Raw genomic sequence first — 26793 nt, forward strand, 5'->3', positions numbered from 1 at the left:
AAGCCGCGGGCGCGGTTGGCAACGGGCGCGTGGCGACGCGCCGGACCTTGCGGCGCCCCTCTTTTCACTCGGCGCGGTTCGAGCAGGACGCCGAAGACGCGAAGGCGTGGCTGGTCGAACGCGGCTTGCCGGTAGCGTAAAGCCGCGGGCGCGGTTGGCCACGGGCGCGTGGCGACGCGTCGGACCTCGCGGCGCCCCTCTTTTCACTCGGCGCGGTTCGAGCAGGACGCCGAAGACGCGAAGGCGTGGCTGGTCGAACGCGGCTTGCCGGTGGCGTAGCGCATCGGTAGTGCCGGCCGCTGGCCGGCAACCTCATGAACCCGTGAGGCATCACCGGGTTGCCGGCCAGCGGCCGGCACTGCCCCATCAGCCCTGCCCGGCCAGTGCGCGCAGGGTGATGCCGACGATGTAGGCCAGGTAGGTGCCGGTGGCATAGCCCATCGTACCCAGCAGCACGCCCACCGGTGCCAGCGCCGGATGGAACGCGGCCGCCACCACCGGCGCCGAGGCCGGGCCACCGATGTTCGACTGCGAACCGATGGCGAAATAGAAGAACGGCACCTTCAGCAGCTTGCCCAGGCACCACAGCAGCACGATGTGCACGGCGATCCAGATCAGGCCAAGCAGGAACAGCCACGGGCGATCCAGCAGCGCCAGCAGATCCATCTGCATGCCGATGCAGGCGATCAGGAAATACAGCAGCAACGAACCCAGGCGCGATGCCCCCGCCCCTTCCAGGTTGCGTGCGCGGGTGAAACTCAGGCTCAGGCCCAGCGTGGTCGACAGCACCACCACCCACACGAACGGCGCGTCCAGGCTGAACTGCGAGGCCCAGCTGACGTTGGCCTTGAACCAGGCCGCCAGCGGCGCACCGATCGCATGTGACAGTCCGACGCCACCGAAGGCCACGGCCACGATCAGCATCAGGTCGGTCAGGCTGGGAATGCGTTCGTGCTCGGCCTGGAAGCGCGCGATGCGCTCCTTCAGTTCATCGATGGCCGAGGTATCGGCACCACTGCGTGCGTCGATCTTCGCCGCGCGCCCGGCCAGGAAGATCAGCGCCGCCATCCACACGTAGCCGACACCGACATCGACCACCGCGAACTGGCCGAAGGTGGTCGCATTGACGTCGAACACTTCGCGCATCGCCAGCATGTTGGCACCGCCACCGATCCAGCTGCCGGCCAGCGCGGCCATGCCGGCCCAGGTGTCGCCGGCCACGGTGTCGGGATGGATCGCGCGCATCACCAGGAACGCCACCACTGCGCCCAGCATGATGCTGGCCGAGGCGCCCAGGTACATCAGCACCAGCTTCGGGCCGAGCCGCAGGATGCCCTTTATGTCGACCGCAAGGGTCAGCAGGATCAGCGCCGCTGGCAACAGGATGTCGCGCGCGATCGGGTTGTAGAGCCGGGTGTTCTGGCCGTCGATCAGGCCCACAGTGTTGTAGATGCCGGGAATCAGGTAGCACAGCAGCAGTGCCGGCACGAAGGTGTAGAAGCGCTTCCACAGGCCCTGCTCGCGCGAGGCGGTCCAGAACACGGCACCGAGCGTGGCGGCGATCAAACCGAAGACGACGATGTCATTCTGGATCAGGGCGTTCGAGGGCATGCAGGCGCTCTGGGTAGTGCCGGCCGCTGGCCGGCAATCTCGTACAGGTGGGAAGCGGCAAGCGGTTGCCGGCCAGCGGCCGGCACTACCAGAAAACAGAAGCGCCGCCCCGGAGGGCGGCGCCGCAACCCTCAGTTGCCGATGTGCTGCTTCAGCCAGGCATTGACGGTGTCATGCCACAGGATGCTGTTGTTCGGCTTCAGCACCCAGTGGTTTTCATCCGGGAAGTACAGGAACTTCGATTCGATGCCCTGGCGCTGGGCCGCGGTGAACGCGGCCAGGCCCTGCTCGACCGGGATGCGGAAGTCCTGCTGGCCGTGGATGACCAGGATCGGCTTCTTCCAGTCCGCCACGTGGTTGACCGGGTTGAACTTCTCGTAGTTCGCGGCCTTCTGGTACGGCGTGCCGCCCTGCTCCCACTCGGTGAACCACAGTTCTTCGGTGGCGTAGCCCATCATGCGCTGGTCGAACACGCCGTCGTGGTTGACCAGGCACTTGAACGGGCTGTTCCAGTTGCCGGCGATCCAGTTGACCATGAAGCCGCCGTAGCTGGCGCCCAGCGCACAGGCCTTGTCACCGTTGAGGAAGGAATACTTCTTCAGCGCCGCATCCCAGCCCTTCTGCAGGTCTTCCAGCGGGCGGTCGCCCCAGTGCTGGCTGATCGCATCGGTGAACGCCTGGCCGTAGCCGGTGGAGCCGTGGAAGTCGATCATCACCACCGCGTAGCCCTGGCCCGCATAGGTCTGCGGGTTCCAGCGGTAGCTCCAGCCATTGCCGAAGCTGCCCTGCGGGCCGCCATGGATCAGGAACGCGACCGGGTACGACTTGCCTTCCTGGTAGTTGTGCGGCTTGACCACGTAGCCATGCACGGTGTCGTTGTTCCAGCCCTTGAACTCGAACTGTTCGTAGTCGCCGAAGCTGACGTCCTTGAGCACCTCACCGGCGGCCGGGGTCAGCGCGCGCAGTTCGCCGATGGCTTCGCCCGCGGCCGGCAGCAGGCCGACCAGCACCTGGTCGTTGCTCTTCAGGCTGTTGCGGGTGATCGCCACGCTGTTGCCGGCCACGTCGACCGCGGTCACGCTGCCATCACCGATCAGCTTGGTGGCCTTGCCGCTGGCCACGTCGATCTGGAACAGCGGGTGTTCGCCGAGGTCATCGGCGGTGGTGTAGATGCTGGCGCCGTCGGCGGACAGGGTGATGCCACCGGCCGAACGATCCCACTGCGGCGCGATCTCGCGGGTCTTGCCGCTCGCCAGGTCCATCGCCATCAGGCCGAAGCGGTCGGCCTCGAAGCCCGGGCGCTTCATCGCACGGTAGAACAGGGTCTTGCCGTCGGCGCTGAACACCGGACCGGCATCCCAGGCCGGGTTGGAAGCCGTCAGGTTGACCGGCGCCTGCTTGCCGGCGGCGTCGAAGCGGTACAGGTCGAAGTTGGTCGACCACGGCTCCTGCTTGCCGGCCACGCGGATGCTGGCCACCACGCTGGCGCCATCCGGCGACCACGCGAAGTCATCATTGCCACCGAACGGCTTGGACGGGGCATCGCCGTCGATGGTCGCGCTCAGCGCGGAAGCGCCCTTGACCGCGCCGGCCTTGGCCGTCGGCAGCGGCGCGACGAACAGGGTGTTGCGGCGGCCGTCGTTCCAGGTGTCCCAGTGGCGCACGAACAGCGAATCGAAGACCTCGCCGCTGGCCTTGGCGCCGGCCACGTCCTTCAGCTTCTTCTCGGTGCAGGCCAGGTCCGAGGCACAGGCCTGGAACACGCCGGCGCTGAACAGCACGCGGTCGTCCTGCGGCGACACGTGATAGCTGTCCACGTCGACCGGGAAGTCGGTCAGCTGGCGCGGGGTGCCGCCGCCGATCGGCTGTGCATACAACTGCTGGCTGCCGTTCTTGGCGCTGAGGAAATAGACGGTCTGGCCATCGGCCGACAGCGAAGCGGAATTGACGTTCCAGCCGGCCGGGGTGATCTGCTTCGGCGGCGCTGCGTCGCGGGTGCGCAGGTTGCGCGCGAACAGCGCGGTGGAGGCCTTCAGGTTGGCGTCCACGCTGCGCTTGGCGAACACCACGGTGCCGCCGTCAGCGGTCAGTACCGGTGCGGAGACGCGGTCCATGGCCACCATGTCGCGGACGTCCAGGCCGCGGGCAGCGGCGACGCTGGGCAGGGCGGCCAGCAGGCTCAGTGGCAGCAGGGCATGACGCAGTTTCATCGGGGTCTCCGCAGGACGGCAAAAAACCGATGGTAGGCCCGTGCGCCCGGGGCTGCCAAGGCCATCGGTCATGGCCGTGATCGAGCAGCCGCCAGAAAAGGCAAACCCCGCCGAAGCGGGGTCTGCGGTAGTGCCGGGCGCTGGCCGGCATTGCGTTGGCGTTGCCGGCCAGCGGCCGGCACTACCCTTCCCTTACGCCTTGGCGTACTTGCCGGTGCGGTAGATCAGCCAGCCGACCAGGAACAGCACGGCCAGGCCGATCCACTGTGCGCCCGGCAGGTGGAACGGCACGGCCAGCACGTCGGCGCGGCTGCTGACCACGATCGGAATCGCGATGGCGATGCCCATCAGCGCTTCGCCGGTGATCAGGCCAGCGGCGAACAGCACGCCCGGCTTGTGCACGCGGTCGCGGCCTTCTTCGTCGTCGGCACGCACCTTGTGGAAGCGCTCGACCAGGTGGGCGATCAGGCCGCCGAGGAAGATCGGCACCATCAGCTCCAGCGGCAGGTAGATGCCGATGGCGGCGGCCAGCACCGGCACGCGGAAGCGGGCGTTGCGCGCCTTCAGCCAGCTGTCGAAGGCGATGATGGCGGCACCGACCACGGCACCGATGCCGATGAACGTCCACGGCAGTTCACCACCGAACAGGCCCTTGGCCACCGAGGCCATCAGGTTGGCCTGCGGCGCAGCCAGCGCGTTGGGGTGCAGCTCGGACTTCACGCCGATGCCGTAGGCGGTGGCCAGCAGGTTCAGCACCGGGGCCATGATCAGCGCGCACGAGAACGCGCCGATGCCCAGCATCAGCTGCTGCTTCCACGGGGTGGCGCCAACGATGTAGCCGGCCTTGAGGTCCTGCAGGTTGTCACCACCGACGGCGGCGGCACAGCACACCACCGCGCCGATCATGATCGCGGCCACCGCACCCAGCGGCGCCCCGCCGGCACCGACCGGCTTGAGGCCATCGGCGCCCAGCAGCACCACCAGCACGGCCGAAGCGAACAGGATGGTGGAGATGGTGATGCCCGAAACCGGGTTGTTGGACGAGCCGATCAGGCCGGCCAGGTAGGCCGAGACCGAAACGAACAGGAAGCCGGCGACGATCATGATGAGGGTCATCGGGATCGACACGTGCCACTGGCCGACGATGGCCTGGTACAGGGCCAGCAGCGGCAGCACGAACACCACCAGGGCGACCAGCATCCACTTCATCGGCAGGTCGCGCTCGGTGTGCGCCAGCACCGGGCCACCGCTCTTGCGGGCCGCGGCGAAGCCGCTCTTGACGCCGTTGAGCAGCGACTTGCGCAGCGAGATCAGGGTCCAGATGCCACCGATCAGCATTGCGCCGACGCCCAGGTAGCGCATCTTCGCGCCCCAGATGGCGAACGCGGCCTCGGTGGACGAGGCGGTGGCGACCGACGCGGCCAGTGCCGGATCGGTGTTCATGAAGAATGCCTGGTAGATCGGAATGGCGATGTGCCAGGTCAGGATCGAGCCGGACACCACCACGATGCCGACGTTGAGGCCGACGATGTAGCCCACGCCCAGCAGTGCCGGCGACAGGTTGGTGCCGATGAAGGCGGTGACCTTGGAGCTGCCGACGTAGGCCGAGGTGGCCCAGGCATCGGGAATCAGGCGCATGCCGCTTTCCGCGGCCAGCTTGACAAAGGCACCGATCACCGCCGACAGGCCGAGGATCTTCAGGCCCGGGCCCGGGTTCTCACCGGCCTTGAGCACTTCGGCTGCCGCCTTGCCTTCCGGGAACGGCAGGGGATCTTCGACGATCATCGAACGGCGCAGCGGCACCGAGAACAGCACGCCCAGCAGGCCGCCGAGGCCGGCGATGCCCAGCACCCACCAGTACTTGAAGTCCGGCCAGTAGCCCATGATCACCAGCGCCGGGATGGTGAAGATCACACCGGCGGCGATCGACGAACCGGCCGAGGCGCCGGTCTGCACGATGTTGTTCTCGAGGATGGAGCCACCGCCCAGCAGGCGCAGCACGCCCATGGAAATCACCGCGGCGGGAATGGCGGTGGCGATGGTCAGGCCTGCGAACAGACCGAGGTAGGCGTTTGCGGCCGACAGCACCACCGCCAGCACGATGGCCAGGGCCACTGCGCGGAAGGTGAGCTGCTTGGGCGCAGCGTCGTGGTTCATGGAAGCCCCTGCTGGCAAAAAATCCCTGCCACGCTAGCGTTCAGGGCAGACCAAGTCCAGCGTGCCAAAGGATGGGGCGGCCGCCGCAGCGCAACGGCGCGGTGCGTGGCCCCGGAATCGGCAGACCCGGCAAAGTCCGGCTGGGATCGCCGCAATTGATATGTTATATCCTAATGCTACCCTGTCGTTGCCGCATCGCATGCCCCCTTCCTCCCCTTCCCGCCTGGCCTCCATCGACCAGCTGCGCGGCACCGTCATGCTGTTGATGCTGCTCGACCATGTGCGCGAGACCTTCTTCCTGCAGCACCAGGTGAGCGACCCGATGGACGCCGCCACGGTCTCCCCTGCGCTGTTCGCCTGCCGCCTGCTGGCCCACCTGTGTGCCCCCGTGTTCGTGCTGCTGACCGGGCTGTCGGCCTGGCTGTACGGCCAGCGCCAGGCGGATCCGCGCGCGGCCACGGCCGCGTTCCTGCTCAAGCGCGGGCTGTTCCTGGTGGTACTGGAGCTGACCCTGGTGAATTTCGCCTGGACCTTCCAGCTGCCGCCGCAAACGCTGTACCTGCAGGTGATCTGGGCCATCGGGCTGAGCATGATCGCGCTGGCCGGCCTGCTGTGGCTGCCCCGCCCCGTCCTGCTGGCGGTTGCGGTCGCGGTGGTGGCCGGGCACAACCTGCTGGATGGTGTGCGGGTGCAGGGCAACGGCCTGCTGGCGGTGGTATGGAAGGTGCTGCACCAGCGTGACTGGATCGAGGCCGGCACGCTGCGCCTGCGCACGTCCTATCCGCTGCTGCCCTGGATCGGGGTGATTGCGCTGGGCTACCTGATGGGACCGTGGTTCGGCCGCGAGCGCGCGCCGGAGCAGCGCCAGCGCTGGCTGCTGTGGGCGGGCGTCGGCGCGCTGGCCCTGTTCGCGCTGCTGCGCTTCGCCAACGACTACGGCGATGCGCCATGGCAGTACCAGGCCACCACGCTGCGTACCTGGCTGAGCATCTTCAACGTCACCAAGTACCCGCCGTCCTTGCAGTTCCTGCTGCTGACCCTGGGGGTGGGACTGTTGCTGCTGCGGCTGTACGAATGGCCGCCGCTGGCGCGGGCACTGCAGCCGCTGGCCGATATCGGCGCCGCGCCGATGTTCTTCTACCTGCTGCACCTGTACGTGTTGAAGGGGCTGTACCTGGCCGCGTTGGCCGCGTGGGGCCCGACCCAGGGCACGCTGTATGCGCTGGATTCGGTCAGCGGCCTGCTGCTGGTGGCCTGTGCGCTGGCCGTGGGGCTGTACCCGCCGACGCGGGCGTTTGCGCGGTTCAAAGCGCGAAGGCGCGATCTGCCATGGTTGCGATACCTGTGAGCGGCGGCCGCCGGGGGAGCGCCATCCCTGCATGGCGTGGATCCACCGGCGGCTGCCTGCCCAGGCGCAGAGGCCTATAATCGCGCCCTTTCCGCTGTCCCCGCCGTCGATGACCGTTGCCGCCTCCGCTTCCGACGACTTCCTGGGCCATCCCAAGGGCGTCTACGTCTGTTTCTTCACCGAGATGTGGGAGCGCTTCTCCTTCTACGGCATGAAGGCGCTGCTGCTGCTGTACCTGACCAAGTACCACCTGTTCGGCGACAAGGCCGGCCTGGACCTGCTCGGTGCCTACGGTGGCCTGGTGTACTGCATCCCGGTGTTCGGCGGCATGCTGGCCGACCGCTGGCTGGGCATGCGCCGGGCGGTGCTGTTCGGCGGCATCCTGCTGGTGCTCGACCACCTCGGCATGGCCTTCGAGGGCCATGCGGCGTACCGGGTGAACGGCGAAGTGGTGCGCGACACCTCGGCGCTGGCGGTGACCTACCTGTCACTGGCGCTGATCATCATGGGCGTCGGCTTCCTCAAGCCGAACATCTCTACCATCGTCGGCAAGCTGTACGCCAAGGACGACCCGCGTCGCGACTCGGGCTTCTCGCTGTTCTACGCCGGCATCAACCTCGGCGCGCTGTTCTCTTCGCTGGTGTGTGGCTTCCTCGGTGAGGCCTACGGCTGGAAATACGGTTTCGGTGCGGCCGGCGTCGGCATGCTGGCCGGCCTGGCGATGTTCCTGTGGGGCCAGAAGTACCTGCAGGGCCATGCCGAACCACCGCAACCGGCGGCGCTGAAGCAGAAGGTGCTGGGCCTGCCGCGCGAATGGCTCATCTATCTGTGCGCGGTGCTTGCTGTGCTGCCGGTGGCGTGGCTGATGTGGGCTGCCGGCAACGGCGCGTTCGCGCTGGGCGGTGAAATCAGCCTGGCGCTGATGCTGATGCTGGTGGTGCTGGGCGGCGTGCTGGTCTGGTTCGCCTGGTTCACCGGCAGCAAGTGCACGCCGGTGCAGCGCCAGCAGATGATCGCGCTGATGGTGCTGATCTTCCTGGCGCTGGTGTTCTTCACGATGTACGAGCAGTCCTACGGCTCGTGGGTGACCTTCACCGACCGCCTGCTGACCAAGGACATCGTGCCCGCGCTGGTGATCACCGGCGGTACCCCGCTGCCGTGGTCGATCCTCTCGCTGCTGCTGGCACCGCTGGGCTTCGTGGTCAGCGCGCGCCTGTCGGAACGGCGCCCGGGTTCGGCCGCACCGCGCGCGTTCTTTGCCGCCATTGTCGTGCTGATGCTGGTGCTGCTGGTGCGCGACTGCCTGGTGATTCCGCAGACCGCCGGTTCGCTCACCTATCTCGGCGGCCTGTTCCTGGTGCTGCTGGCACCGGCCTTCGCCGCGCTGTGGACCTGGATGGACCGCCGCGGCTGGGAACCGGGCAAGCCGGTCAAGTCGGCCTGGGGCCTGGTGATTGCCGCGCTGTCGTTCGTGCCGCTGGCGCTGGCGGCTCAGCAGGTCGGCGCGACCGGCGAGATGGCCAGCGTGTGGTGGCTGGTGCTGGCCTACTTCCTGCTGGCCAGCGGCGAGATGTGCCTGTCGCCGGTCGGCCTGTCGGCAGTGACCCAGCTGGCCGTGCCGCGGGTGATGAGCCTGATGATGGGCACCTGGTTCCTGGCTACCGCGTTCTCGGAAACGCTGGCGGCCCTGTTCGGCAAGCTGGCCGCGATCGAGGTGCCGGAAGGTGAATCGCTGGACATGGTGGCTGCCGCAGGCGCCTATGCGCACCTGTTCTGGCTGCTGATGTGGATCGGCCTGGGCTGCGCGCTGGCCGCCTTCCTCGCCGCGCCGCTGCTGAAGAAGATGATGCACAGGGTGAAGTAAACCCCGCACATGTGGAAAACCAGGGCGGCGGAACGATCATCCGCCGCCCTGTCAGCTCAGAGCGCCTTGTCCTTGCCGCCCGCGGGCGCGGTCGTCGCGGTCTTGCCCCCCAGGCTGCGCGCCAGGAACGCCAGCAGCTTGTCGTAGTACTCGCTGCGATGCGCCTCGGTGTAGAAGCCGTGGCCTTCGGTCTTGTAGTACAGGCTTTCCACCGGCGTGCCGGCGCGCTTGAGCGCCGCTTCCATGCGCTCGGTATGCTGGATCGGCGCGCGCTTGTCTTCGCCACCGGCGGCCAGGAACACCGGCACCTTGATCCGTTCGGCCAGGTTCACCGGAGACACCGCGCCCAGCTTGGCCGGGTCACCCAGCCATTCGCGCAGGTAGGTCACGCCTGAGCCGCGGTCCTGGATGTCGCCGCGGGTGTACATCATCGGCAGATCGTAGACACCCACATAGCCGGCCGCGCACTGGTACAACCCGGGCTCGCGCGCGGCCCCCATCATCGCCGAGTAGGCCCCGTAGCTGGCACCGTAGATGCAGATGCGACGGCCGTCGGCGATGCCTTCGCTGATCGCCCAGCGGGTGGCATCGGTGACATCGTCCTGCATCGCCGCGCCCCACTGCTGCGCACCGGCCTGGGTGTGGGCCCGGCCGTAGTTGCCCGACCCGCGGAAATTGACCTGCAGCACGGCATAACCGGCGGCGGCCAGCATCTGGGTTTCGCGGTCGTACTGGCCGGAATCGAAGATGTCGAACGGGCCACCATGCGGCATCACCACCATCGGCAGGTTGCGGCCGTTGCTGCCGGCCGGCAGGGTCAGGAACCCGTGCAGTGGCAGACCGTCGCGGGCCTTCAATGCAATCGGCTTCACGCTGGCGCTGCGGTCGACGTCGATCCAGTCGCTGCGGCTGATCAGATGGTCGGCCTTGCGCGCCACGGTGTCGTACACGTAGAAATCGCCCGGGTTCGAGCCCGACCACGTTTCCACCAGCACGACGCGGCCGTCGCGGGTGCTGGAGGTGATGTAGACGGCGCCCCCGAAGGCGGCTTCCAGGCTGCGATACAGGCGTGCCTCCGGCGACTTCTCGTCGAAGAAACGGGTACGTGGCGTATCGCCCAGGTAGAGCGCGCCGACCGGCACATGGGTGCCAGGGCGATGGATGATGCGGTACGGATTGACCACCTCGTCGCGCAGCAGCGTGGCGCGCTCGCCGGTCTGCGGGTTCCAGCTGACGATCGCATCCGGGCCCTGGGTCTGCTCGACGTTGAGGTAGGCCACGCTGTCATCGGCCGAGAAGCCGAGGGCGGTTTCGATGCGCTTGCTGACGGCCTCGTCGTTGATCAGCTTCCAGGTGTCGCCGCTGCGTTCGCGGAAATACAGCTTGTTGACGTTGTCGCTGCCCGAGCCGTGCACGAAGCGCACTTCGCCGGCGCCATCGGTGGTGAATTCGCCGCGCCGTACCGGCGAAGACGCCACCCGCGAGCGACGCCCCGTGGTCACATCCATGCGGTCGACGCGGGTGAACGGATCCTCGGCCAGCGGCCATACGGTCACCAGCACGTTGCGCTCATCGCCCGGCAGGTCGTCGGCCAGGAAGGCGGCCACCGCTTCGACCTTCTTCGGCTGGATGCGGGTTCCCGGGCCGTTGCTCTCCACGCGGTAGCCGACCAGCAGTTCGCCGCGATTGCCGTTGGCATCGATGGCGTAGAGTTCGCCGGTGGGATTGGGCTGGTCGAGCGAGCCCCACTTCTGGGCCAGGCCGATCAGCAGGCGCTCGTTGCTGACCCAGTCGAATTCCTGCGCGTGGTTGCGGCTGGGTGGCCGGAAACTGCCGACCATCTGCTTGTCCTTCAACCGCAGCACGGCGATCGCGGTGGCGTCCTCCATCGGCACCGTCGCCGCCACATACTCGCCCCCCGGCGAAATCTTGATATCGGTGAAGCTCTCCCGGCGCAGGTACTGCGTCAGGTCCACCGCCCCCACGCTGCCTGCGGCAACGCCCCCGATGACGGCCAGTGCGGCCGCCAGAATCGTCTTGTGCATCCTTCCCCTGCTCCTGTGGACACCTTGTCCTGGTGGCCGATTCTAGGCAGGGCCATGGGTTTCCCGCCAGAGCCGGAAAAGACGACGGCACCGTTGCCGGTGCCGTCGTTGCCACTACCTTGGAGAGAGAGTCAGGACGTGGGTTCGGGGGGCGTGCGCCGGGTCAGTGGACCCCGCGCACCGCCAACATGAGGGCCAGGATGCTGAGGATCACCGCGATGGTGCCGTCGAGCACGCGCCAGGTGCTGGGCTTGGTGAACAGCGGCGCCAGCAGGCGCGCGCCGAGGCCCTGCGCGGTCAGCCACAGGCAGCTGGCGGTGACCACGCCGGCGGCGAAGGCCATGCGGGCGTTGCCGAAGTTCTCGGCGATGGAGCCGATCACCATCATGTCCAGCCAGAAGTGCGGATTGATCAGCGAGAAGCCGACCGCGGCGATCAGCACCGCACGGCGGCTGCCGTCGTCGCTGTCGGCGTCGCCCATGCCACCGCCACCGGCGATCGCACGGCGTGCCGACTTCATCGCATACCAGGCCAGGAAGGCCACGCCGGTCCACAGCACGGCGCTGGTCAGCCACGGCAGCGCCGAGGTGAGCGTGCGCAGGCCGGCCACGCTGGCGAAGATGAAGATGGCATCGATGGCCGCGCAGGTGGCGACCACCGGCACGATGTGCTTGCGCAGGATGCCCTGGCGCAGAATGAAGGCGCTCTGGGCGCCGACCACGGCGAACAGGCCGATGCCGGTAGCGGCACCAGAGAACCAGGCACCGAGGCCGGTGCTGGCGGAGATGACCGAGAACATGGGATTCACTGCCTTGTATTGCTTGGGGGGACGGTGCCTCGCGAAGGCGGACAGCACCGGAACGGGCGCCATTGTCGCGCCGCAACATGAAAAAGACGAGCTAAACTTTCTAAACCAACATTAGCGGAGCTTAATTCGATGCGCATCGATCATGCCCAGCTGCGCGCCCTGGCCGCAGTGATCCGCGAAGGCAGCTTCGACCGCGCCGCGCAGTCGCTGAATGTCACGCCGTCGGCCATCTCGCAGCGGGTCAAGGCGCTGGAGGACCGGATCGGCCGCCTGCTGGTCAAGCGTGGCACCCCGGCCACCGCCACCGCCGAGGGCCAGTTGCTGGTGCAGCTGGCCGAGCAGACCGCCCTGCTGGAACACGATGCGCTGCACCGCATGGGCCTGGCCGATGAGGACCTGCCCCAGGCCAGCATCCCGGTGGCGGTGAACCACGACAGCCTGGAAACCTGGTTTCCGCAGGCCGCCTACCAGTTCGCGCAGACCACCGGCACCACCCTGGACCTGCGTGTGGAAGACCAGGACCACACGGTGGAGCTGCTGCGCCAGGGCACGGTGCTGGGCGCGGTGACCACGCTGGACGAGCCGGTGCAGGGCTGCCAGATCCATGCGCTGGGCAGCATCCGCTATGCAGCGACCTGCACCCCTGAATTCCGCGAACGCCACTTCGCCAAGGGCGTGACCGCGCAGGCGCTGGCACAGGCGCCGGTGCTGGTGTTCAACCGCAAGGACGAAATGCAGTCGCGCTTCGCCCGGCGCATGGCCGGCGACGACCTGCCCAGCACCGCACCGACCTGGTGGATTCCGTCCACGCGCGCCTTCGTGCAGGCCAACCTGGGCGGCATGGGCTGGACGATGAATCCATTGCCGCTGGTCAAGCGGCACCTGGACGCCGGGCGACTGGTCTACGTACGCCAGCGCGCGTGGGAAGACGTGCCGCTGTACTGGCAGCACTGGAAGGGCGACGTACAGACCATGGCGCTGCTGACCCGCGCCGTGCTGGATGCCTCCTCGGCACTGATCCGGCGCAAGCGCTGACGCACAGCGCAAAAAGGGGACGGAGGGGATTAGGTCGCTTTAGGCCGATACGACATCCAAGGCAAATGCGACTTAATCCCCTCCGTCCCCTTTTTCCACACCGGGTCCATGGGTGATGCGGATACTGATCGGCCGATCATCGAACGGGTCTGACTCGGGCGCTGCCTGGCCTTGCCCGCCACTGTCGGCGACGGGCCGCGAAAGGTCGGATGCTGCGTTGCATCAAAAACGGACCGGTTCCGGTTAGAATCACCGGTGGATGCTGCAAGGCGTTGTTTCTTTACGCCCTTTCCCTGCCCCACGCGCATCCTGACCCCTTCCCCTCCGCCAACGATCCCGCCCCCATGAAGAAATTTGGCAAGGCTCTTCTCGCCCTGCTCGTGCTGCTGTTGCTGGCCGCCGCGCTGTTCCTGTACTGGCCGCTGACCCAGCGCTCGGTGCCCGCCGCCAGCAACGACAAGCCCGTCGATGTTGTGCTGGTCGGCGCCGGCATCATGAGCATCACCCTGGCCACCTACCTGCAGGAACTGCAGCCGGACTGGAACATCCAGGTCTACGAACGCCTCGACGGCGTCGCCGGTGAAAGCTCCGATGGCTGGAACAACGCCGGCACCGGCCACTCGGCGTTCGCCGAACTGAACTACACCCCGGAACTGCCCGACGGCAGCATCGAGACCAAGCGCGCGGTCGGCATCGCCGAATCGTTCGAGGTCTCGCGCCAGTTCTGGTCGCACCAGGTCAAGCAGGGGCGGCTGAGCCAGCCCAGCGACTTCATCAACCCGACCCCGCACATGAGCTTCGTCTGGGGTGATGACAACATCGCCTACCTGCACAAGCGCCAGCAGGCGCTGGTGAAGAACCCGCTGTTCTACGGCATGCAGTACTCCGAAGATCCGGCGCAGATCAGGCAGTGGGCCCCGCTGCTGATGGAAGGCCGCGATCCGAAACAGAAGGTTGCCGCAACCTGGATGCCGCTGGGCACCGACGTCAACTTCGGTGTGATCACCCGCCAGCTGACCAGCGGCCTGCAGCGCAGCCCGAACTTCAGCCTGCACCTGAACCATGAAGTGACCGCGCTGCGGCAGAACGCCGACAAGAGCTGGAACGTGACGGTGAAGGACCTCAAGGCCGGCACCGAGTCCACCACCCACGCCCGCTTCGTGTTCATCGGTGCCGGCGGCGCCGCGCTGAAGCTGCTGCAGATGTCCGGCATTCCGGAGTCGAAGGACTACGCCGGCTTCCCGGTCGGTGGCCAGTTCCTCGCCTTCCAGGGCCAGGACGTGACCTCGCGCCATGGCGTGAAGGCCTACGGCATGGCCGAGACCGGTTCACCGCCGATGTCGGTGCCGCACCTGGATGCACGCAAGCTGGACGGCAAGCCGGTGGTCCTGTTCGGGCCCTTCGCGCTGTACAGCACCAAGTTCCTCAAGCATGGCTCGTGGTGGGACCTGTACTCGTCGGTGAACCACAACAACGTCGGCCCGATGCTGGGAGTGGGCAAGGACAACCTGGACCTGGTGCAGTACCTGATGGGCCAGGCGCGGTTGAACGATGCCGACCGCCAGGCCGAGCTGGTCAAGTACTTCCCCAATGCCAAGCCGGGCGACTGGAAGCTGGTCACCGCCGGCCAGCGCGTGCAGATCATCAAGCGTGATCCGCTGAAGGGCCCGGTGCTGCAGTTCGGTACCGAGATCGTGACCGACAAGGACCACACCCTTGCGGCCCTGCTCGGTGCCTCGCCGGGTGCGTCGACCTCGCCGCCGATCATGCTGGACCTGATGGCCAAGGCCTTCCCGGAGCAGATGAAGGCCGGCTGGGAAACCCGCCTGCGCGAGATCGTGCCGTCGTACGGGCGCAAGCTCAACGACAGCGCCGCGCTGGTGAACGAGATCCGTACCCTGACCAGCCAGACCCTGCACCTGCCGTACCTGGAGGTGCCGGTGGATGCGAACGCCGCATCGCCCAGCCCGGCCGCCGCGGCACCGCCAGCGGCCCCGGCGCCGGCCAAGGAAAAGCGCAACGCCAACGAGGAACTGCAGGCGCTGTAAGCCGGCACGTTCCCCGTGAAGCAGGCAGGCGGCCACCTTCGGGTGGCCGTTTGCGTTTGTGCGGCAACGGAGTCCGACCCTGCCAGCGGCGCTGAGCGTGGCAGCGCCCCGGAATGAAGCGAATTGTAATGTTGTTGGGAATTATTTACATTTGCATCCTGCGCGGTAACCGCGCGTCTCCCGGATGAACCTGACCGTGCCCGAAGCCGCCGCCCCGGGTGCTGGACGACTGTTGCCGCCCTTCCCCGCCTCAATGCTTCGAGCCCATCATGTCCCTGACCTTCCGTAACCGCCTGCCCCGCCGTGCGCTGCTGCCGGCCGCTTTGCTTGCGTCGATGGCCCTGCTGGCCACGCCCAGCGCGTTCGCCGCCGCCGACGGCACGGCCGACGCCAAGACCCTGGACCGGGTCAGCGTGCGTGCCGAGCAGTCCGCTCCGCCGGCCAGCACCACGCGCCTGCCGATCACCCTGCAGGAAACCCCGCAGTCGGCCACCGCGATCAGCCTGCAGCGCCTGCAGGACGAATCGCTGTTCAGCATCAACGACGTGATGCGCAACGTGACCGGCGTCAGCGTGTCCTTCTATGACACCCAGCGCCCGCTGTACTACGCACGCGGCTTTGCCATCACCGACTTCCAGGTCGATGGCATTCCCACCTACAGCGGCTCGACCAACCAGGAATACGACACCGCCTTCTACGACCGCATCGAAGTGATCCGCGGTGCCAACGGCCTGCTCAGCGGCGCCGGCGTGCCGTCGGCCACGGTCAACCTGCTGCGCAAGCGCCCCGGCAAGGAATTCGACGCATCGTTCTCGGTCAGTGCCGGCAGTTGGGACTACCGCCGCATGGAAGCCGACGTGACCGCACCACTGACCGATGACGGCCGCTTCCGCAGCCGCGTGGTCGCCGCCTATACCGATCGCGGGCTGTACTACGACCGCTACGACGAGAACAAGATGGCCGGCATGGCGGTGCTGGAAGGCGATGTCACCGACAGCACCACGGTCACCCTTGGCTACCAGACCCAGGACAACAACCCGACCGGCTCGACCTGGGGCACGGTGCCGTTCTTCGACAACCAGGGCAACTTCGCGCACCTGCCGCGCTCGACCAACCTGTCGCCGAAGTGGAGCTACTGGAAGCGCGAGAGCAACACCGCCTTCGCCAACCTGGAACAGCGCTTCGGCGACAACTGGCTGTTGAAGGTCAACACCGCCTACACCCGCGGCAACGTGCAGAACGTGCGCCTGTACGGCACCGGCAACCCGGACCCGGTGACCGGCGCGGGCATCTACCTGCGCGCGGCCGCCGGTGATTCCAAGGACACCCGCCGCAATGTCGATGCCTACCTGACCGGCAGCTTCCCGCTGTTCGGCCGCGACCACGACCTCACGGTCGGCGCGCAATGGTCGGACCTGGAAGGCACCACGAGCACCGTGGCGCTGAACTTCCCGACCGACTGGGCCCGCTGCGGCAGCGAACGCTGCTACTACATTCCCAACGTGCACAGCTGGAACGGCGACATCTCCGAGGTGACCTACAACCGTACCGGCGCACGCCGCGTGGCCAAGACCACGCAGAGCGGCGTCTATCTGGCCACCCGCCTGCACCTGGCCGATCCGCTGTCGCTGATTGCCGGTGCGCGCCTGAGCCGATGGGAAACCCTCAGCCGGTCCTACAACGCGGCGGGCGCCTACACCGGCACCAGTGGTGCCTACAAGGTGAGCGATGAGGTCACCCCGTATGTGGGCCTGGTCTATGAGATCACCCCGAACGTGTCGGCCTATGCCAGCTACACCGAGATCTTCAATCCGCAGAACTACAAGGACCGCAACGAGAACCTGCTGGCGCCGGTGCAGGGTTCGAACCTGGAAGCGGGCATCAAGACGCAGTGGTTCGAGGGCCGCCTGACCGCCAATGCGGCGGTGTTCGAAGCCAAGCAGGACAACTACGCGGTGCGTGACATGGGGGTGCCGGAAGGCACGCTGAGCGACGGCAGCTCGGCCTACATCGGCGTCAACGGCACCAAGGCGCGCGGCTGGGAGATGGACGTCAACGGCGAGATCCTGCCGGGCTGGACGGTCAATGCCGGCTACACCCACGTCAAGGTGACCCGCGCGGCCACCGACCTGCTGTACGCCAATCCGCCCAAGGACCTGCTGCAGCTCAACACCCAGCTGCAGCTGCGCGGCGCGCTCGAGCGCCTGAGCATCGGCGGTGGCCTGCAGTGGCAGAGCAAAGTGCAGGGCTACAACATCGCCTACCCGCTCGGCGGCACGGTGACGGTGAACCAGCCGGCGTACACCCTGGTGCAGTTCAACGCCAACTACCGCATCAGCGACAACTGGACCGCGACGCTGAGCGTGCGCAACGCGCTGGACAAGACCTACTGGGCCAACCTGGACTACAACAACTACGGCGAGCCGCGCTTCGTGTCGGCCAGCCTGCGCTGGAAGTTCTGAGCGACTGGAAAGGGCCGTGCCGGCCGCTGGCCGGCTCCCCGTCCTCCCGCATCGCGTGGAGCCGGCCAGCGGCCGGCACTACCCGGATCTCTGAATGGGCCCGCCTCGCGCGGGCCCTTCCTTTTGCTGCAATGCAGGTTGCGCCCGCTCTCATAATTATGGCGTAATTATTTCACCACCCATCGGAAGCCGGTCGATGAACCCGAGCTGGGATACGTTGGAACGCAGTCGCCAGACGCGCCTGGAACGGGCCGCGCCATGGGCCCGGGGACGCAGCGTTGCCGCCGGTGACATCGGCGACCTGCTGCATGCGCTGCTGGAGCCCGGCGACAAGGTCTGCCTGGAAGGCAACAACCAGAAGCAGGCCGATTTCCTCGCCCAGGCGCTGGCCGACCTCGACCCGGCGCGGGTCCATGACCTGCACATGGTGCAGTCGGTGCTGTCCCTGCCCTCGCACCTGGATGTATTCGAGCGTGGCATCGCCTCGAAACTGGACTTCTCGTTCTCCGGCCCGCAGTCCGTGCGGCTGGCCAACCTGGTGGCTGAGGGGCGCATCCAGATCGGCGCCATCCACACCTACCTGGAGCTGTTCGGCCGCTACTTCATCGACCTGACCCCGCGCGTAGCGCTGGTCGCAGCACAGGCCGCAGATCGCCACGGCAACCTGTACACCGGGCCGAATACCGAAGACACCCCGGTGATCGTCGAGGCCACGGCGTTTGGTGGCGGCATCGTCATTGCCCAGGTCAACGAGATCGTCGACACCCTCCCCCGCGTCGATATCCCCGCCGACTGGGTCAACTTCGTGGTGCAGGCGCCGCGTCCCAACCACATCGAACCGCTGTTCACCCGCGACCCGGCGCAGATCTCCGAGATCCAGGTGTTGATGGCAATGATGGCGATCAAAGGCATCTACGCCGAGTACGGCGTCAACCGCCTCAACCATGGCATCGGCTTCGACACGGCCGCCATCGAACTGCTGCTGCCCACCTACGCCGAATCACTCGGGCTGAAGGGAAAGATCTGCCAGCACTGGGCGCTCAATCCACATCCGGCGCTGATTCCGGCGATCGAATCGGGCTTCGTGAAGTCGGTGCATTCCTTTGGTTCCGAACTGGGCATGGAGAAGTACATCGCCGCACGCAGCGATGTGTTCTTCACCGGTGCCGATGGCTCGATGCGCTCCAACCGCGCGTTCTCGCAGACCGCCGGCCTGTATGCCTGTGACATGTTCATCGGCTCGACGTTGCAGGTCGACCTGCAGGGCAACAGCTCCACCGCCACCCGCGACCGCATCGCCGGGTTTGGCGGCGCGCCGAACATGGGCTCGGATGCACGTGGTCGCCGCCATGCCAGCGACGCCTGGATCAAGGCCGGCCAGCAGGCCGCGCGCCCGGGCGAGATGCCGCGCGGGCGCAAGCTGGTGGTGCAGATGGTGGAGACCTTCCGCGAGCACATGGCACCGGCCTTCGTCGAACGGCTCGATGCCTGGGAACTGGCCGAGCGCGCGCAGATGCCGCTGCCGCCCGTGATGATCTATGGCGACGACGTCAGCCATGTGCTGACCGAGGAAGGCATCGCCAACCTGCTGCTGTGCCGCACCCCGGAAGAACGCGAACAGGCGATCCGGGGCGTGGCCGGCTACACCGCAGTGGGCATGGGCCGCGACCGCGCGATGGTGGAGAACCTGCGCGACCGCGGCGTGATCCGTCGTCCCGACGACCTCGGTATCTCGGTGCGCGATGCCAGCCGTGACCTGCTGGCGGCGCGGTCGGTGAAGGACCTGGTGCGCTGGTCCGGCGGCCTGTACGACCCGCCCAAGCGCTTCCGCAACTGGTAAGGGGCTGAGCATGGAAACCCTCGACTATCGATTCGACGGCCGCACCCGCGTGCAGTTCCCGCACGATGCGGTGCTGGTGGGCGTGCTGGCTTCGGGCAACCTGGAGATCCTGCTGGAGCCTGTGGCACAGGAGGGTGCGATGACCGTGCGCATCATCACCGCTGCGCAGGGCTTCGGCAGCATCTGGCAGGCGGTGATCGCCGACTTTGCGCAACGCCATCCGCTGCGCGACGTGCGCGTGTCGATCAATGACGCCGGTGCCACCCCGGCGGTGGTCAGCCTGCGCCTGGACCAGGCCGTGGAAACCCTGCTGGCCGGAGGCAAGCCATGAGCCACGTACAACGCCACAGCTATTACGAAGCCGATGCACGCGAACGCATTGCCGGGCTGGTCGACGCGGGTTCGTTCCGCGAGTTCCTCGGCCCGGCGCGGCGGATGACGAGCCCGCACCTGGCCCAGCTCGACCAGCCCGCGGCGTTCGACGACGGCATCGTGGTCGGCGAAGCCACGCTGCGGGGCAAGCGCGTGCTGCTGGCCGCACAGCAGGGTGCATTCATGGGCGGCGGCGTGGGCGAGGTGCACGGCGCCAAGCTGACCGGGCTGCTGCGCCGCGCCGCCGACACCCGGCCTGACGGCGTGCTGCTGCTGCTGGATACCGGCGGCGTGCGCCTGCACGAAGCCAATGCCGGGCTGATCGCCATTTCCGAAATCATGCGCGCCACCCTGGGTGCACGCGCTGCCGGCGTGCCGGTGATCGCGCTGATCGGCAGCGGCAACGGCGCCTTCGGCGGCATGGGCATTGTCGCCCGCTGCTGCACCACGGTCATCATGTCCGAAGAGGGGCGCCTATCGCTGTCCGGCCCGGAAGTGATCGAGACCGTACGCGGCGTGGAAGAGTTCGACTCACGCGATCGCGCGCTGGTCTGGCGCGTGACCGGTGGCAAGCACCGGTACCTGATCGACCAGGCGCAGGTGCTGGTGCCCGACACCATCGCAGCGTTCGCGCAGGCCGCAGCCAATGCGCTGCAGCCCGACACCAGCAGCAGCGATACCGACACGGCGCTGAGCGCCCTGCAGGCCCGCCACGCCGCATTGAAGGCTCGCGTGCAGGCCTGGGGCGATTGCCGCGACGGTCTGGAGATCTGGGCCCGCCAGGGCATCGCCGAACCCGAGCGGCTGCCAGTGTTGGACACCGATGCCTTCCTCGCCGCCACCGCTGGCCGGAGCCTGCCATGAGTGCACCGCTGCAGACCCTGTTCGATGCGCTGTTCCCTCGTGGGCACGCCATTGCGGTGGACGATTCGGTACTGACCGGCAGCGCAGCCACCGACGATGGCGAGGTGACCGTGATCGGCACCACCGACCGCATCGAGGTCGGCGTCGACCATGCGCTCTTCCTGGCCGAAGCCGTGCTGGCCAGCACCGCCGCGCACCCGCAGCGGCCGATCGTGATGCTGGCCGATACCGCCGGCCAGCGCCTGGCGCGGCGCGATGAGCTGCTGGGCATCAATGGCTACTTTGCACATCTGGCGCAGACGCTCGACCTGGCGCGCCGGCGTGGCGCGCGCCTGGTCACGCTGGTCTACGGCGAATCGGTCAGCGGTGGCTTCCTGTCCTTCGGCCTGATGGCCGACCACATCCACGCCCTGCCCGATGCGCAGGTGCGGGTGATGGACCTGCGCGCGATGGCACGGGTGACCAAGCAACCGCTGGAGAAGCTGCAGGCGCTCAGCCAGAGCTCGCCGGTGTTCGCACCGGGCGTGGCCAACTACGTGGCGATGGGCGCGGTGGAATCGGTGTGGGAAGGCGACCTTGCCCAGCACCTGCTGCGGGCCCTGCGCGCGCCGGTCGAAGGCGACCTGCGTGCCGCACGCGGCGCTCAGCGCGGCGGTCGCATGCTGGCCGCACGCGTGGCCGCAGCCGTGAGCCAGGGCGATGCCTGAGCGGCTGCCCCGCCATACGCTGGTCTGGCTGTCAGCGTACGCCGGCTGGCAGGCAGACATCGCCGCGCATGAACCGCGCTTGGCCGCCTGGTTTGCGCAGGGCCTGCCAGCCATCGTCGCCCGGCGTGCCGCCGACGATGCCGATCCCCGCCTGCGCCTGGGCGTACCGCTGCCGCCCGCCGAGGGCAAACTGCGCCTGGCCCTGCGCGTGCCGGCACACGATGTGCTGCGCACTGCGCCACCACCGGCGCTTCAGGCGGTGCTGGAAGGCGACCTGGTGCAGGACTGGCAGCGGCCCCTGCAGGCACTGCAGGACATCGCCGCAGCGCGCGTATTCGGAGCGTTCGCCTGGCAGCACCTCACTGGACTGCACTATGTGCACGCGCGCTCGGACATCGATCTGCTGTGGCGGATCGACACCACCGCGCAGGCCGATGCCATGGCTGCAAGGCTGCAGGCATGGGAAACGCGATACGGCCGACGGGTCGATGGCGAACTGTGCCTGGCCGACGGCGCCGCCGTGAACTGGCGGGAATACGCGGGACGCAGTCGCGAGGTACTGGTCAAGCGCCCGGCCGGCGCCGCGCTGGAACTGCGAGAGTCCGTATTCGCCCCCGCCGGGGTGAGCGCATGAACGCCGTTGCGCAGCCGACTGCCAGGCCGGCCGCCGCCGTGGACTGCGCGCGCCTGGGGCGCCTCGCCGTTGCCAGCCTGCATGCAGAACTGGCCCTGGCACCGAAACCGGGACTGGTCACGCCGTTCGACCGCGGCAGCCATCACGACATGGATGCGCGCACCTTCCTGCGCAGCCTGTTCGCACTGCGCCACTATTTCACCGCCGTGGCCCGCCTCGGTGCAGCCGGGGCGGACTTCGAGGCGATGCGCCGGTGTGGCATTGCCGCCGAAGCCGCGATGCTGCGCGCGACCGGCGGCATCAACACCCATCGTGGCGCGGTCTTCAGTCTCGGCCTGTTGGTGGCGGCCGCCGCGGCCTGCCGCTCCCGCCCGGGCCATGCGGCCACCGGTGAGCAAGTCTGCCTGGAGGTCCGTCGCTGGGCTGTGGACTTCGCACGGGCACCGCTGGATGCAGGCAGCCCGGGCCAACGTGCGCGCGCCCTGCACAAGGTGCCAGGCGTGCGCGAACAGGCCGCCGCCGGCTACCCGCTGTTGCGCGAGGTGGCGCTGCCGGTCCTGCGCGATGCACTGGCCAATGGGCTGGCGCGCGAAGCCGCAATGTGCCACACGCTGATGCAGCTGGTCGCACACACCGACGACCTCAACCTGCTGCATCGCGGTGGTGCTGAAGGCCTGCGCTGGGCGCAGCAGCAGGCCCGTCGTTTCCTGGCCGAAGGTGGTGCCTTCGCACACGATTGGCGGCCGCGCCTGCACGTCATCGCCGACGCCTTCGTTGCACGCCACCTCAGCCCCGGTGGCAGCGCCGACCTGCTTGCCTGCAGCCTCTTCCTGCTGCAGCAGGAGGGCACATGAGCCTTGCCCTGCTCTGCCCTGGACAGGGCGCGCAACATGCGGCGATGTTCGATCGCGTGCGCGACGTTGCTGCCGCGCAGCCGGTGCTCGATGCCACGGACGAACTGCTGGGCCGCGATGCATTCGCCGCCGCGGCGGCCGACGACCGCTTTGACAATGCGAAGGCGCAGCCGCTGCTGTGCGCGGCCAGCCTGGCGCACTGGCAGGGCCTGCGCGAGGCGTTGCCAACGCCGACAGTGATCGCGGGCTACAGCATCGGGGAGTTGGCCGCGCATGCCATCGCCGGCAGCTTCGACACCCCGACCTGCCTTGCCCTGGCCGCGCAGCGCGCGCGGCTCATGGACGCCGCCAGTCCGGATGGTGCCGGGCTCCAGGCAGTCCTGGGGCTGGACCGCATTGCCGCACAGCGCCTGTGCGATGCGCACGGCGCGTTCATCGCGATTGCCAATGGTGATGACCACTTCATCCTGGGGGGTGCACGGCCGTCGCTACTCGCGTTGGCGGCAGACGCACAGGCCTTCGGCGCAGAAATCCGTCCGTTGCCGGTCCATGTGCCCGCGCACACGCCACTGCTGGCCGGCGCAGTGACGTCGTTTGCCGCAGTGCTCGAAGCAGCGCAGATGCAGGCACCACGCCTGCCCCTGCTGGCCGGCATCGACGCGCGACCGGTGCGGGATCGCACAACGGCGGTCCACACGCTGTCGGCGCAGCTGGCACAGACCATCGAATGGGCGCAGGTGATGCGCCAGGCCTTCGAGCGTGGCGCGCGGGTGTTCCTGCAGCTGGGCCCGGGCAACGCATTGGCGCGCATGGTCGCGCCGGCCTATCCGTGCTGCGAGGTACGCGCGGTGGAAGAGTTCCAGAGCCTTGAAGGCGCCGCGGCCTGGGTCCGCAGTGCGCTGGAACGGCGGCAGTAACGGGTTCGAGCAGTACGTATCACGCAACACGCTGTACGTCGCCTTACCCCGGGGATGGCGGGTCTCCATCCGCGCTGTACGTGAGTCACGTGTCTGGGAGGGCGCATGAGTCCACAAATCGCAACGATCATCGGTCTGGTGATCATGTTCATCGTCGCCACGGCGATGCCGATCAACATGGGGGCCGTCGCCTTCGCGCTGGCCTTCATCATCGGCGGGCTGTGGGTCGACATGGGCGGCAAGGAGGTCCTGGCCGGCTTTCCCGGCGATCTGTTCCTGACCCTGGTCGGCATCACCTACCTGTTCGCCATCGCGCAGAAGAACGGCACCATCGACCTGCTGGTGCACTGGGCAGTGAAAGCGGTGCGCGGCCATATCGTGGCCATTCCGTGGGTGATGTTCGTGATCACCGCGGTCCTCACCGCGTTCGGCGCGCTGGGCCCGGCGGCGGTCGCGATCATCGGCCCGGTCGCCCTGCGCTTTGCCAAGCAGTACAACATCAATCCACTGATGATGGGCCTGCTGGTCATCCATGGTGCGCAGGCCGGCGGCTTCTCGCCCATCAGCGTGTACGGCAGCATCACCAATGGCGTGGTGCAGAAAGCCGGGCTGGAAGTGACCGAGATGGCGGTGTTCCTGACCAGCCTGGGCTTCAACTTCATGATGGCGACGATCTGCTTCTTCGCTTTCGGTGGCATCGCCCTGCTGCGTCGTGGCTCGATCACCGCAGCAGGAACGATCGGCAGTGCGGAACTGGCGATGGCCGGTGGCCCGCAGGCGTCATCGCGCCAGTTCGCGATCGAAGGCCATGGCGCGCTGGTCGCGGCGGGCGGCGGCACCCTGTCCAACGATCCGGCGGCACTGGATGCGGTCAGCCTGACCCGCGAGCGGTTGTTCACCCTGATCGGCCTGCTCGGCCTGGGCGTGGCCGCGCTGATCTACAACCTCAACGTCGGCCTGGTCTCGATCACCGTGGCGGTGGCGCTGGCGCTGCTGTCGCCGCAGAGCCAGAAGGGCGCGGTCGACGGCATCAGCTGGTCCACCGTGCTGCTGATCTGCGGCGTGGTGACCTACATCGGCGTGCTGGAACATGCCGGCGCGGTGGACTTCATCGGCAACGGCGTCTCCGACATCGGCATCCCGCTGCTCGGTGCACTTCTGGTCTGCTACGTCGGCGGCATCGTCTCCGCATTCGCCTCGTCGGCCGCGGTGCTCGGCGCAACGATTCCATTGGCCGTGCCGTTCCTGATGCAGGGTCACCTCAGCGCCGCTGGGGTGATCTGCGCGCTGGCGGTGTCGTCCACCATCGTCGATGTCAGCCCGTTCTCCACCAATGGCGCACTGGTGGTGGCTTCGGCAGCCAAGGAAGAGCGCGAGAGCCTGTTCCGTCGCTTCCTGGTGTACAGCGGCCTGGTGGTGGCGCTGGGGCCGTTGCTGGCCTGGCTGGTGTTCGTGGTGCCGGGCTGGATGTAACTGCCATCGGGTCGTGCCGGCCGCTGGCCGGCGCGACCTGGCGTTACACTCTGCGCATGGCCATTGCCCCTGCCCCGCGGTCACCGAAGAAGCGCGCGCCTCTGTACGAAGAGGTGGCCGAACACGTGCGCGAGCGCATCTATGACTACCGGTTGCCGCCGGGCGAGTGGATCGACGAGCCCGCGCTGTGCGAAGAACTGGGTATCAGCCGTACGCCCCTGCGCGAGGCGTTGAAGCTGCTGGCAGCCGAAGGCCTGGTACAGATCGATGCCGGTCGTGGCAGCCGGGTCACCCGGCTGACGCTGGAAGACCTCAACCAGCTGTTCCCGGTGATGGCCATGCTGGAAGGCCGTTGCGCCCACGAGGCGGTCAGGCACATCGACGATGCCGGCGTGCAACAGCTGGAGGCCCTGCATGCGGCGATGGAAGCAGCGGCGGCCGAGGGCAACATCGCCGAGTACTACCGCAACAACTACCTGATCCACGAAACCGTGCAGCATTACGCCGGCAATCCGTGGCTGATCCGCATCACCCACGACCTGCACCGCATCCTGAAGATGCATCGCGGCCGCCAGCTGCTGACCCCGGGGCGCACCGCGCAATCGCTGGCCGAGCACCGCGAGCTGATGGAGTGCTTCCGTCGCCGCGACGCGCAGGCCGCCGAACGCACCATGGAACGCCACCTGCTCAGCCAGGGCCAGGCCCTGGCCGCCTATGTGGCGGCAGGCGGGCTGTTGAACGTACCAGCGCCCTTGCCCACCGAAGGCGGCGGCTGAGCGGATGTGGTTGCCGGCCAGCGGCCGGCACTACCGGGACGGGGCCTTGGTTGGGCTGTCTAACGTGCCGTGGGCGCTTGCCCGCCGGAGGTGGCGGCTGAGGGGATGTGGTTGCCGGCCAGCGGCCGGCACTACCGGACGGGACCTTGGTTGGGCTATTGAACGTGCCGGGGGCGCTTGCCCGCCGGAGGTGGCGGCTGAGGGGATGTGGTTGCCGGCCAGCGGCCGGCACTACCGGACGTGAGCTTGGTTGGGCTATTGAACGTGTCGGGGGCGCTTGCCCGCCGAAGGCGGCGGCTGAGGGGAATTGGTTGCCGGCCAGCGGCCGGCACTACCGGACGGGACCTTGGTTGGGCTGTTGAACGTGCCGGGGGCGCTTGCCCGCCGAAGGTGGCGGCTGAGCGGAAGAGGTTGCCGGCCAGCGGCCGGCACTACCGGGACGGGGCCTTGGCTGGGCTGTTGAACGTGCCGGGGGCGCTTGCCCGCCGGAGGTGGCGGCTGAGGGGAAGTGGTTGCCGGCCAGCGGCCGGCACTCCCGGACGTGACCTTGGTTGGGCTGTTGAACGTGCCGGGGCGCTTGCCCGCCGAAGGTGGCGGCTGAGGGGATGTGGTTGCCGGCCAGCGGCCGGCACTACCGGACGTGAGCTTGGTTGGGCTGTCGAACGTGCCGGGGGCGCTTGCCCGCCGAAGGCGGCGGCTGAGCGGATGTGGTTGCCGGCCAGCGGCCGGCACTACCGGACGGGACCTTGGTTGGGCTATTGAACGTGC

The 26793-nt window shown here is 67.8% G+C and carries 19 protein-coding genes; 14 read left to right on the plus strand and 5 right to left on the minus strand.

The genetic code is table 11. The annotated features are described in order from the left end of the window. Positions 1-366: 366 nt before the first annotated feature. The 3 genes from AC5P9I_RS07145 to AC5P9I_RS07155 all read right to left on the minus strand — a co-directional run bounded on the left by AC5P9I_RS07145 (position 367) and on the right by AC5P9I_RS07155 (position 5978). Positions 367-1611, minus strand: coding sequence for a DUF819 family protein (locus AC5P9I_RS07145; RefSeq protein ID WP_049465185.1), 1245 nt, complete (start codon positions 1609-1611; stop codon positions 367-369). Between the two features lie 131 nt (positions 1612-1742). Continuing rightward, complete coding sequence (locus AC5P9I_RS07150) at positions 1743-3821, minus strand: alpha/beta hydrolase family protein (RefSeq protein ID WP_130768382.1); 2079 nt, start codon at positions 3819-3821, stop codon at positions 1743-1745. Positions 3822-4013: 192 nt separating this feature from the next. Then, a complete protein-coding gene (locus AC5P9I_RS07155; protein WP_049465191.1) occupies positions 4014-5978 on the minus strand; it encodes an OPT family oligopeptide transporter in 1965 nt (654 codons plus the stop codon). A 199-nt stretch (positions 5979-6177) separates the two neighbouring features. On the opposite strand from AC5P9I_RS07155, the gene AC5P9I_RS07160 reads away from it, so the two are divergent. Together AC5P9I_RS07160 and AC5P9I_RS07165 are read left to right on the plus strand one after the other, a co-directional pair. Next, a complete protein-coding gene (locus AC5P9I_RS07160; protein WP_130768384.1) occupies positions 6178-7326 on the plus strand; it encodes an acetyltransferase domain-containing protein in 1149 nt (382 codons plus the stop codon). A gap of 109 nt (positions 7327-7435) precedes the next feature. Then, entirely contained in the window at positions 7436-9190 is a 1755-nt protein-coding gene (locus AC5P9I_RS07165; RefSeq protein ID WP_187756755.1) for a peptide MFS transporter, read from the plus strand. 56 nt (positions 9191-9246) lie between these two features. Here AC5P9I_RS07165 and AC5P9I_RS07170 read toward each other — a convergent pair whose 3' ends face one another. Both AC5P9I_RS07170 and AC5P9I_RS07175 read right to left on the minus strand, forming a co-directional pair. Continuing rightward, complete coding sequence (locus tag AC5P9I_RS07170) at positions 9247-11235, minus strand: alpha/beta hydrolase family protein (protein ID WP_130768386.1); 1989 nt, start codon at positions 11233-11235, stop codon at positions 9247-9249. 163 nt (positions 11236-11398) lie between these two features. Next, positions 11399-12034 (minus strand): LysE/ArgO family amino acid transporter, encoded by a 636-nt coding sequence (locus tag AC5P9I_RS07175; RefSeq protein ID WP_049465197.1) that lies wholly within the window; start codon positions 12032-12034, stop codon positions 11399-11401. A 138-nt stretch (positions 12035-12172) separates the two neighbouring features. Here AC5P9I_RS07175 and AC5P9I_RS07180 point away from each other — a divergent pair, with 138 nt between their 5' ends. The 12 genes from AC5P9I_RS07180 (at position 12173) to AC5P9I_RS07235 (ending at position 26025) form a co-directional block, all read left to right on the plus strand. Further along, positions 12173-13078 (plus strand): LysR family transcriptional regulator ArgP, encoded by a 906-nt coding sequence (locus AC5P9I_RS07180; RefSeq protein WP_049416399.1) that lies wholly within the window; start codon positions 12173-12175, stop codon positions 13076-13078. 344 nt (positions 13079-13422) lie between these two features. Then, positions 13423-15126 carry a malate dehydrogenase (quinone) gene (gene mqo / locus AC5P9I_RS07185; RefSeq protein ID WP_197591055.1) on the plus strand — a complete coding sequence of 568 codons (1704 nt, stop codon included), beginning with the start codon at positions 13423-13425 and terminating at the stop codon, positions 15124-15126. A gap of 269 nt (positions 15127-15395) precedes the next feature. Beyond that, the gene (locus AC5P9I_RS07190) at positions 15396-17588 is read left to right on the plus strand and encodes a TonB-dependent siderophore receptor (RefSeq protein WP_197591056.1); all 2193 of its coding nucleotides are present in this window, start codon (positions 15396-15398) and stop codon (positions 17586-17588) included. Positions 17589-17784: 196 nt separating this feature from the next. Continuing rightward, positions 17785-19428: a malonate decarboxylase subunit alpha gene (gene mdcA, locus AC5P9I_RS07195; protein ID WP_187756753.1), complete on the plus strand. Its 1644-nt coding sequence runs from the start codon at positions 17785-17787 to the stop codon at positions 19426-19428. A 10-nt stretch (positions 19429-19438) separates the two neighbouring features. Beyond that, positions 19439-19759 (plus strand): malonate decarboxylase acyl carrier protein, encoded by a 321-nt coding sequence (gene mdcC / locus AC5P9I_RS07200; protein WP_053462440.1) that lies wholly within the window; start codon positions 19439-19441, stop codon positions 19757-19759. Further along, on the plus strand, positions 19756-20664 hold the full coding sequence (locus AC5P9I_RS07205) for a biotin-independent malonate decarboxylase subunit beta (protein WP_074726542.1): 909 nt from the start codon (positions 19756-19758) through the stop codon (positions 20662-20664). Before mdcC ends, AC5P9I_RS07205 begins: the two co-directional genes overlap by 4 nt. Continuing rightward, positions 20661-21371 carry a biotin-independent malonate decarboxylase subunit gamma gene (gene mdcE, locus AC5P9I_RS07210; RefSeq protein WP_187756752.1) on the plus strand — a complete coding sequence of 237 codons (711 nt, stop codon included), beginning with the start codon at positions 20661-20663 and terminating at the stop codon, positions 21369-21371. Before AC5P9I_RS07205 ends, mdcE begins: the two co-directional genes overlap by 4 nt. Beyond that, positions 21364-22005: a malonate decarboxylase holo-[acyl-carrier-protein] synthase gene (mdcG, locus tag AC5P9I_RS07215; protein ID WP_130768392.1), complete on the plus strand. Its 642-nt coding sequence runs from the start codon at positions 21364-21366 to the stop codon at positions 22003-22005. The genes mdcE and mdcG overlap by 8 nt, the downstream gene beginning before the upstream one ends. After that, on the plus strand, positions 22002-22859 hold the full coding sequence (mdcB, locus tag AC5P9I_RS07220; RefSeq protein ID WP_130768393.1) for a triphosphoribosyl-dephospho-CoA synthase MdcB: 858 nt from the start codon (positions 22002-22004) through the stop codon (positions 22857-22859). Before mdcG ends, mdcB begins: the two co-directional genes overlap by 4 nt. Next, positions 22856-23776, plus strand: coding sequence for a malonate decarboxylase subunit epsilon (gene mdcH / locus AC5P9I_RS07225; protein ID WP_130768394.1), 921 nt, complete (start codon positions 22856-22858; stop codon positions 23774-23776). The genes mdcB and mdcH overlap by 4 nt, the downstream gene beginning before the upstream one ends. Before the next feature lie 105 nt (positions 23777-23881). Continuing rightward, positions 23882-25249, plus strand: coding sequence for an SLC13 family permease (locus AC5P9I_RS07230; RefSeq protein WP_049465216.1), 1368 nt, complete (start codon positions 23882-23884; stop codon positions 25247-25249). A 56-nt stretch (positions 25250-25305) separates the two neighbouring features. After that, positions 25306-26025: a GntR family transcriptional regulator gene (locus tag AC5P9I_RS07235; protein ID WP_049441166.1), complete on the plus strand. Its 720-nt coding sequence runs from the start codon at positions 25306-25308 to the stop codon at positions 26023-26025. The last annotated feature ends 768 nt before the right edge of the window (positions 26026-26793 follow it).

This window comes from Stenotrophomonas sp. YJH_SMC_29 (assembly GCF_059371235.1).

Bases quoted from the DNA above. Each gene is read 5' to 3' on its own strand.
- AC5P9I_RS07235 (WP_049441166.1), top strand. From the start codon at position 25,306: ATGGCCATTGCCCCTGCCCCGCGGTCACCGAAGAAGCGCGCGCCTCTG.
- mdcE (WP_187756752.1), top strand. From the start codon at position 20,661: ATGAGTGCACCGCTGCAGACCCTGTTCGATGCGCTGTTCCCTCGTGGG.
- AC5P9I_RS07230 (WP_049465216.1), top strand. From the start codon at position 23,882: ATGAGTCCACAAATCGCAACGATCATCGGTCTGGTGATCATGTTCATC.
- AC5P9I_RS07175 (WP_049465197.1), bottom strand. From the start codon at position 12,034: ATGTTCTCGGTCATCTCCGCCAGCACCGGCCTCGGTGCCTGGTTCTCT.
- AC5P9I_RS07145 (WP_049465185.1), bottom strand. From the start codon at position 1,611: ATGCCCTCGAACGCCCTGATCCAGAATGACATCGTCGTCTTCGGTTTG.
- mdcH (WP_130768394.1), top strand. From the start codon at position 22,856: ATGAGCCTTGCCCTGCTCTGCCCTGGACAGGGCGCGCAACATGCGGCG.
- mdcB (WP_130768393.1), top strand. From the start codon at position 22,002: ATGAACGCCGTTGCGCAGCCGACTGCCAGGCCGGCCGCCGCCGTGGAC.
- mqo (WP_197591055.1), top strand. From the start codon at position 13,423: ATGAAGAAATTTGGCAAGGCTCTTCTCGCCCTGCTCGTGCTGCTGTTG.
- AC5P9I_RS07155 (WP_049465191.1), bottom strand. From the start codon at position 5,978: ATGAACCACGACGCTGCGCCCAAGCAGCTCACCTTCCGCGCAGTGGCC.
- AC5P9I_RS07180 (WP_049416399.1), top strand. From the start codon at position 12,173: ATGCGCATCGATCATGCCCAGCTGCGCGCCCTGGCCGCAGTGATCCGC.
- AC5P9I_RS07190 (WP_197591056.1), top strand. From the start codon at position 15,396: ATGTCCCTGACCTTCCGTAACCGCCTGCCCCGCCGTGCGCTGCTGCCG.
- mdcC (WP_053462440.1), top strand. From the start codon at position 19,439: ATGGAAACCCTCGACTATCGATTCGACGGCCGCACCCGCGTGCAGTTC.
- AC5P9I_RS07160 (WP_130768384.1), top strand. From the start codon at position 6,178: ATGCCCCCTTCCTCCCCTTCCCGCCTGGCCTCCATCGACCAGCTGCGC.
- AC5P9I_RS07165 (WP_187756755.1), top strand. From the start codon at position 7,436: ATGACCGTTGCCGCCTCCGCTTCCGACGACTTCCTGGGCCATCCCAAG.
- AC5P9I_RS07170 (WP_130768386.1), bottom strand. From the start codon at position 11,235: ATGCACAAGACGATTCTGGCGGCCGCACTGGCCGTCATCGGGGGCGTT.
- AC5P9I_RS07150 (WP_130768382.1), bottom strand. From the start codon at position 3,821: ATGAAACTGCGTCATGCCCTGCTGCCACTGAGCCTGCTGGCCGCCCTG.
- AC5P9I_RS07205 (WP_074726542.1), top strand. From the start codon at position 19,756: ATGAGCCACGTACAACGCCACAGCTATTACGAAGCCGATGCACGCGAA.
- mdcG (WP_130768392.1), top strand. From the start codon at position 21,364: ATGCCTGAGCGGCTGCCCCGCCATACGCTGGTCTGGCTGTCAGCGTAC.
- mdcA (WP_187756753.1), top strand. From the start codon at position 17,785: ATGAACCCGAGCTGGGATACGTTGGAACGCAGTCGCCAGACGCGCCTG.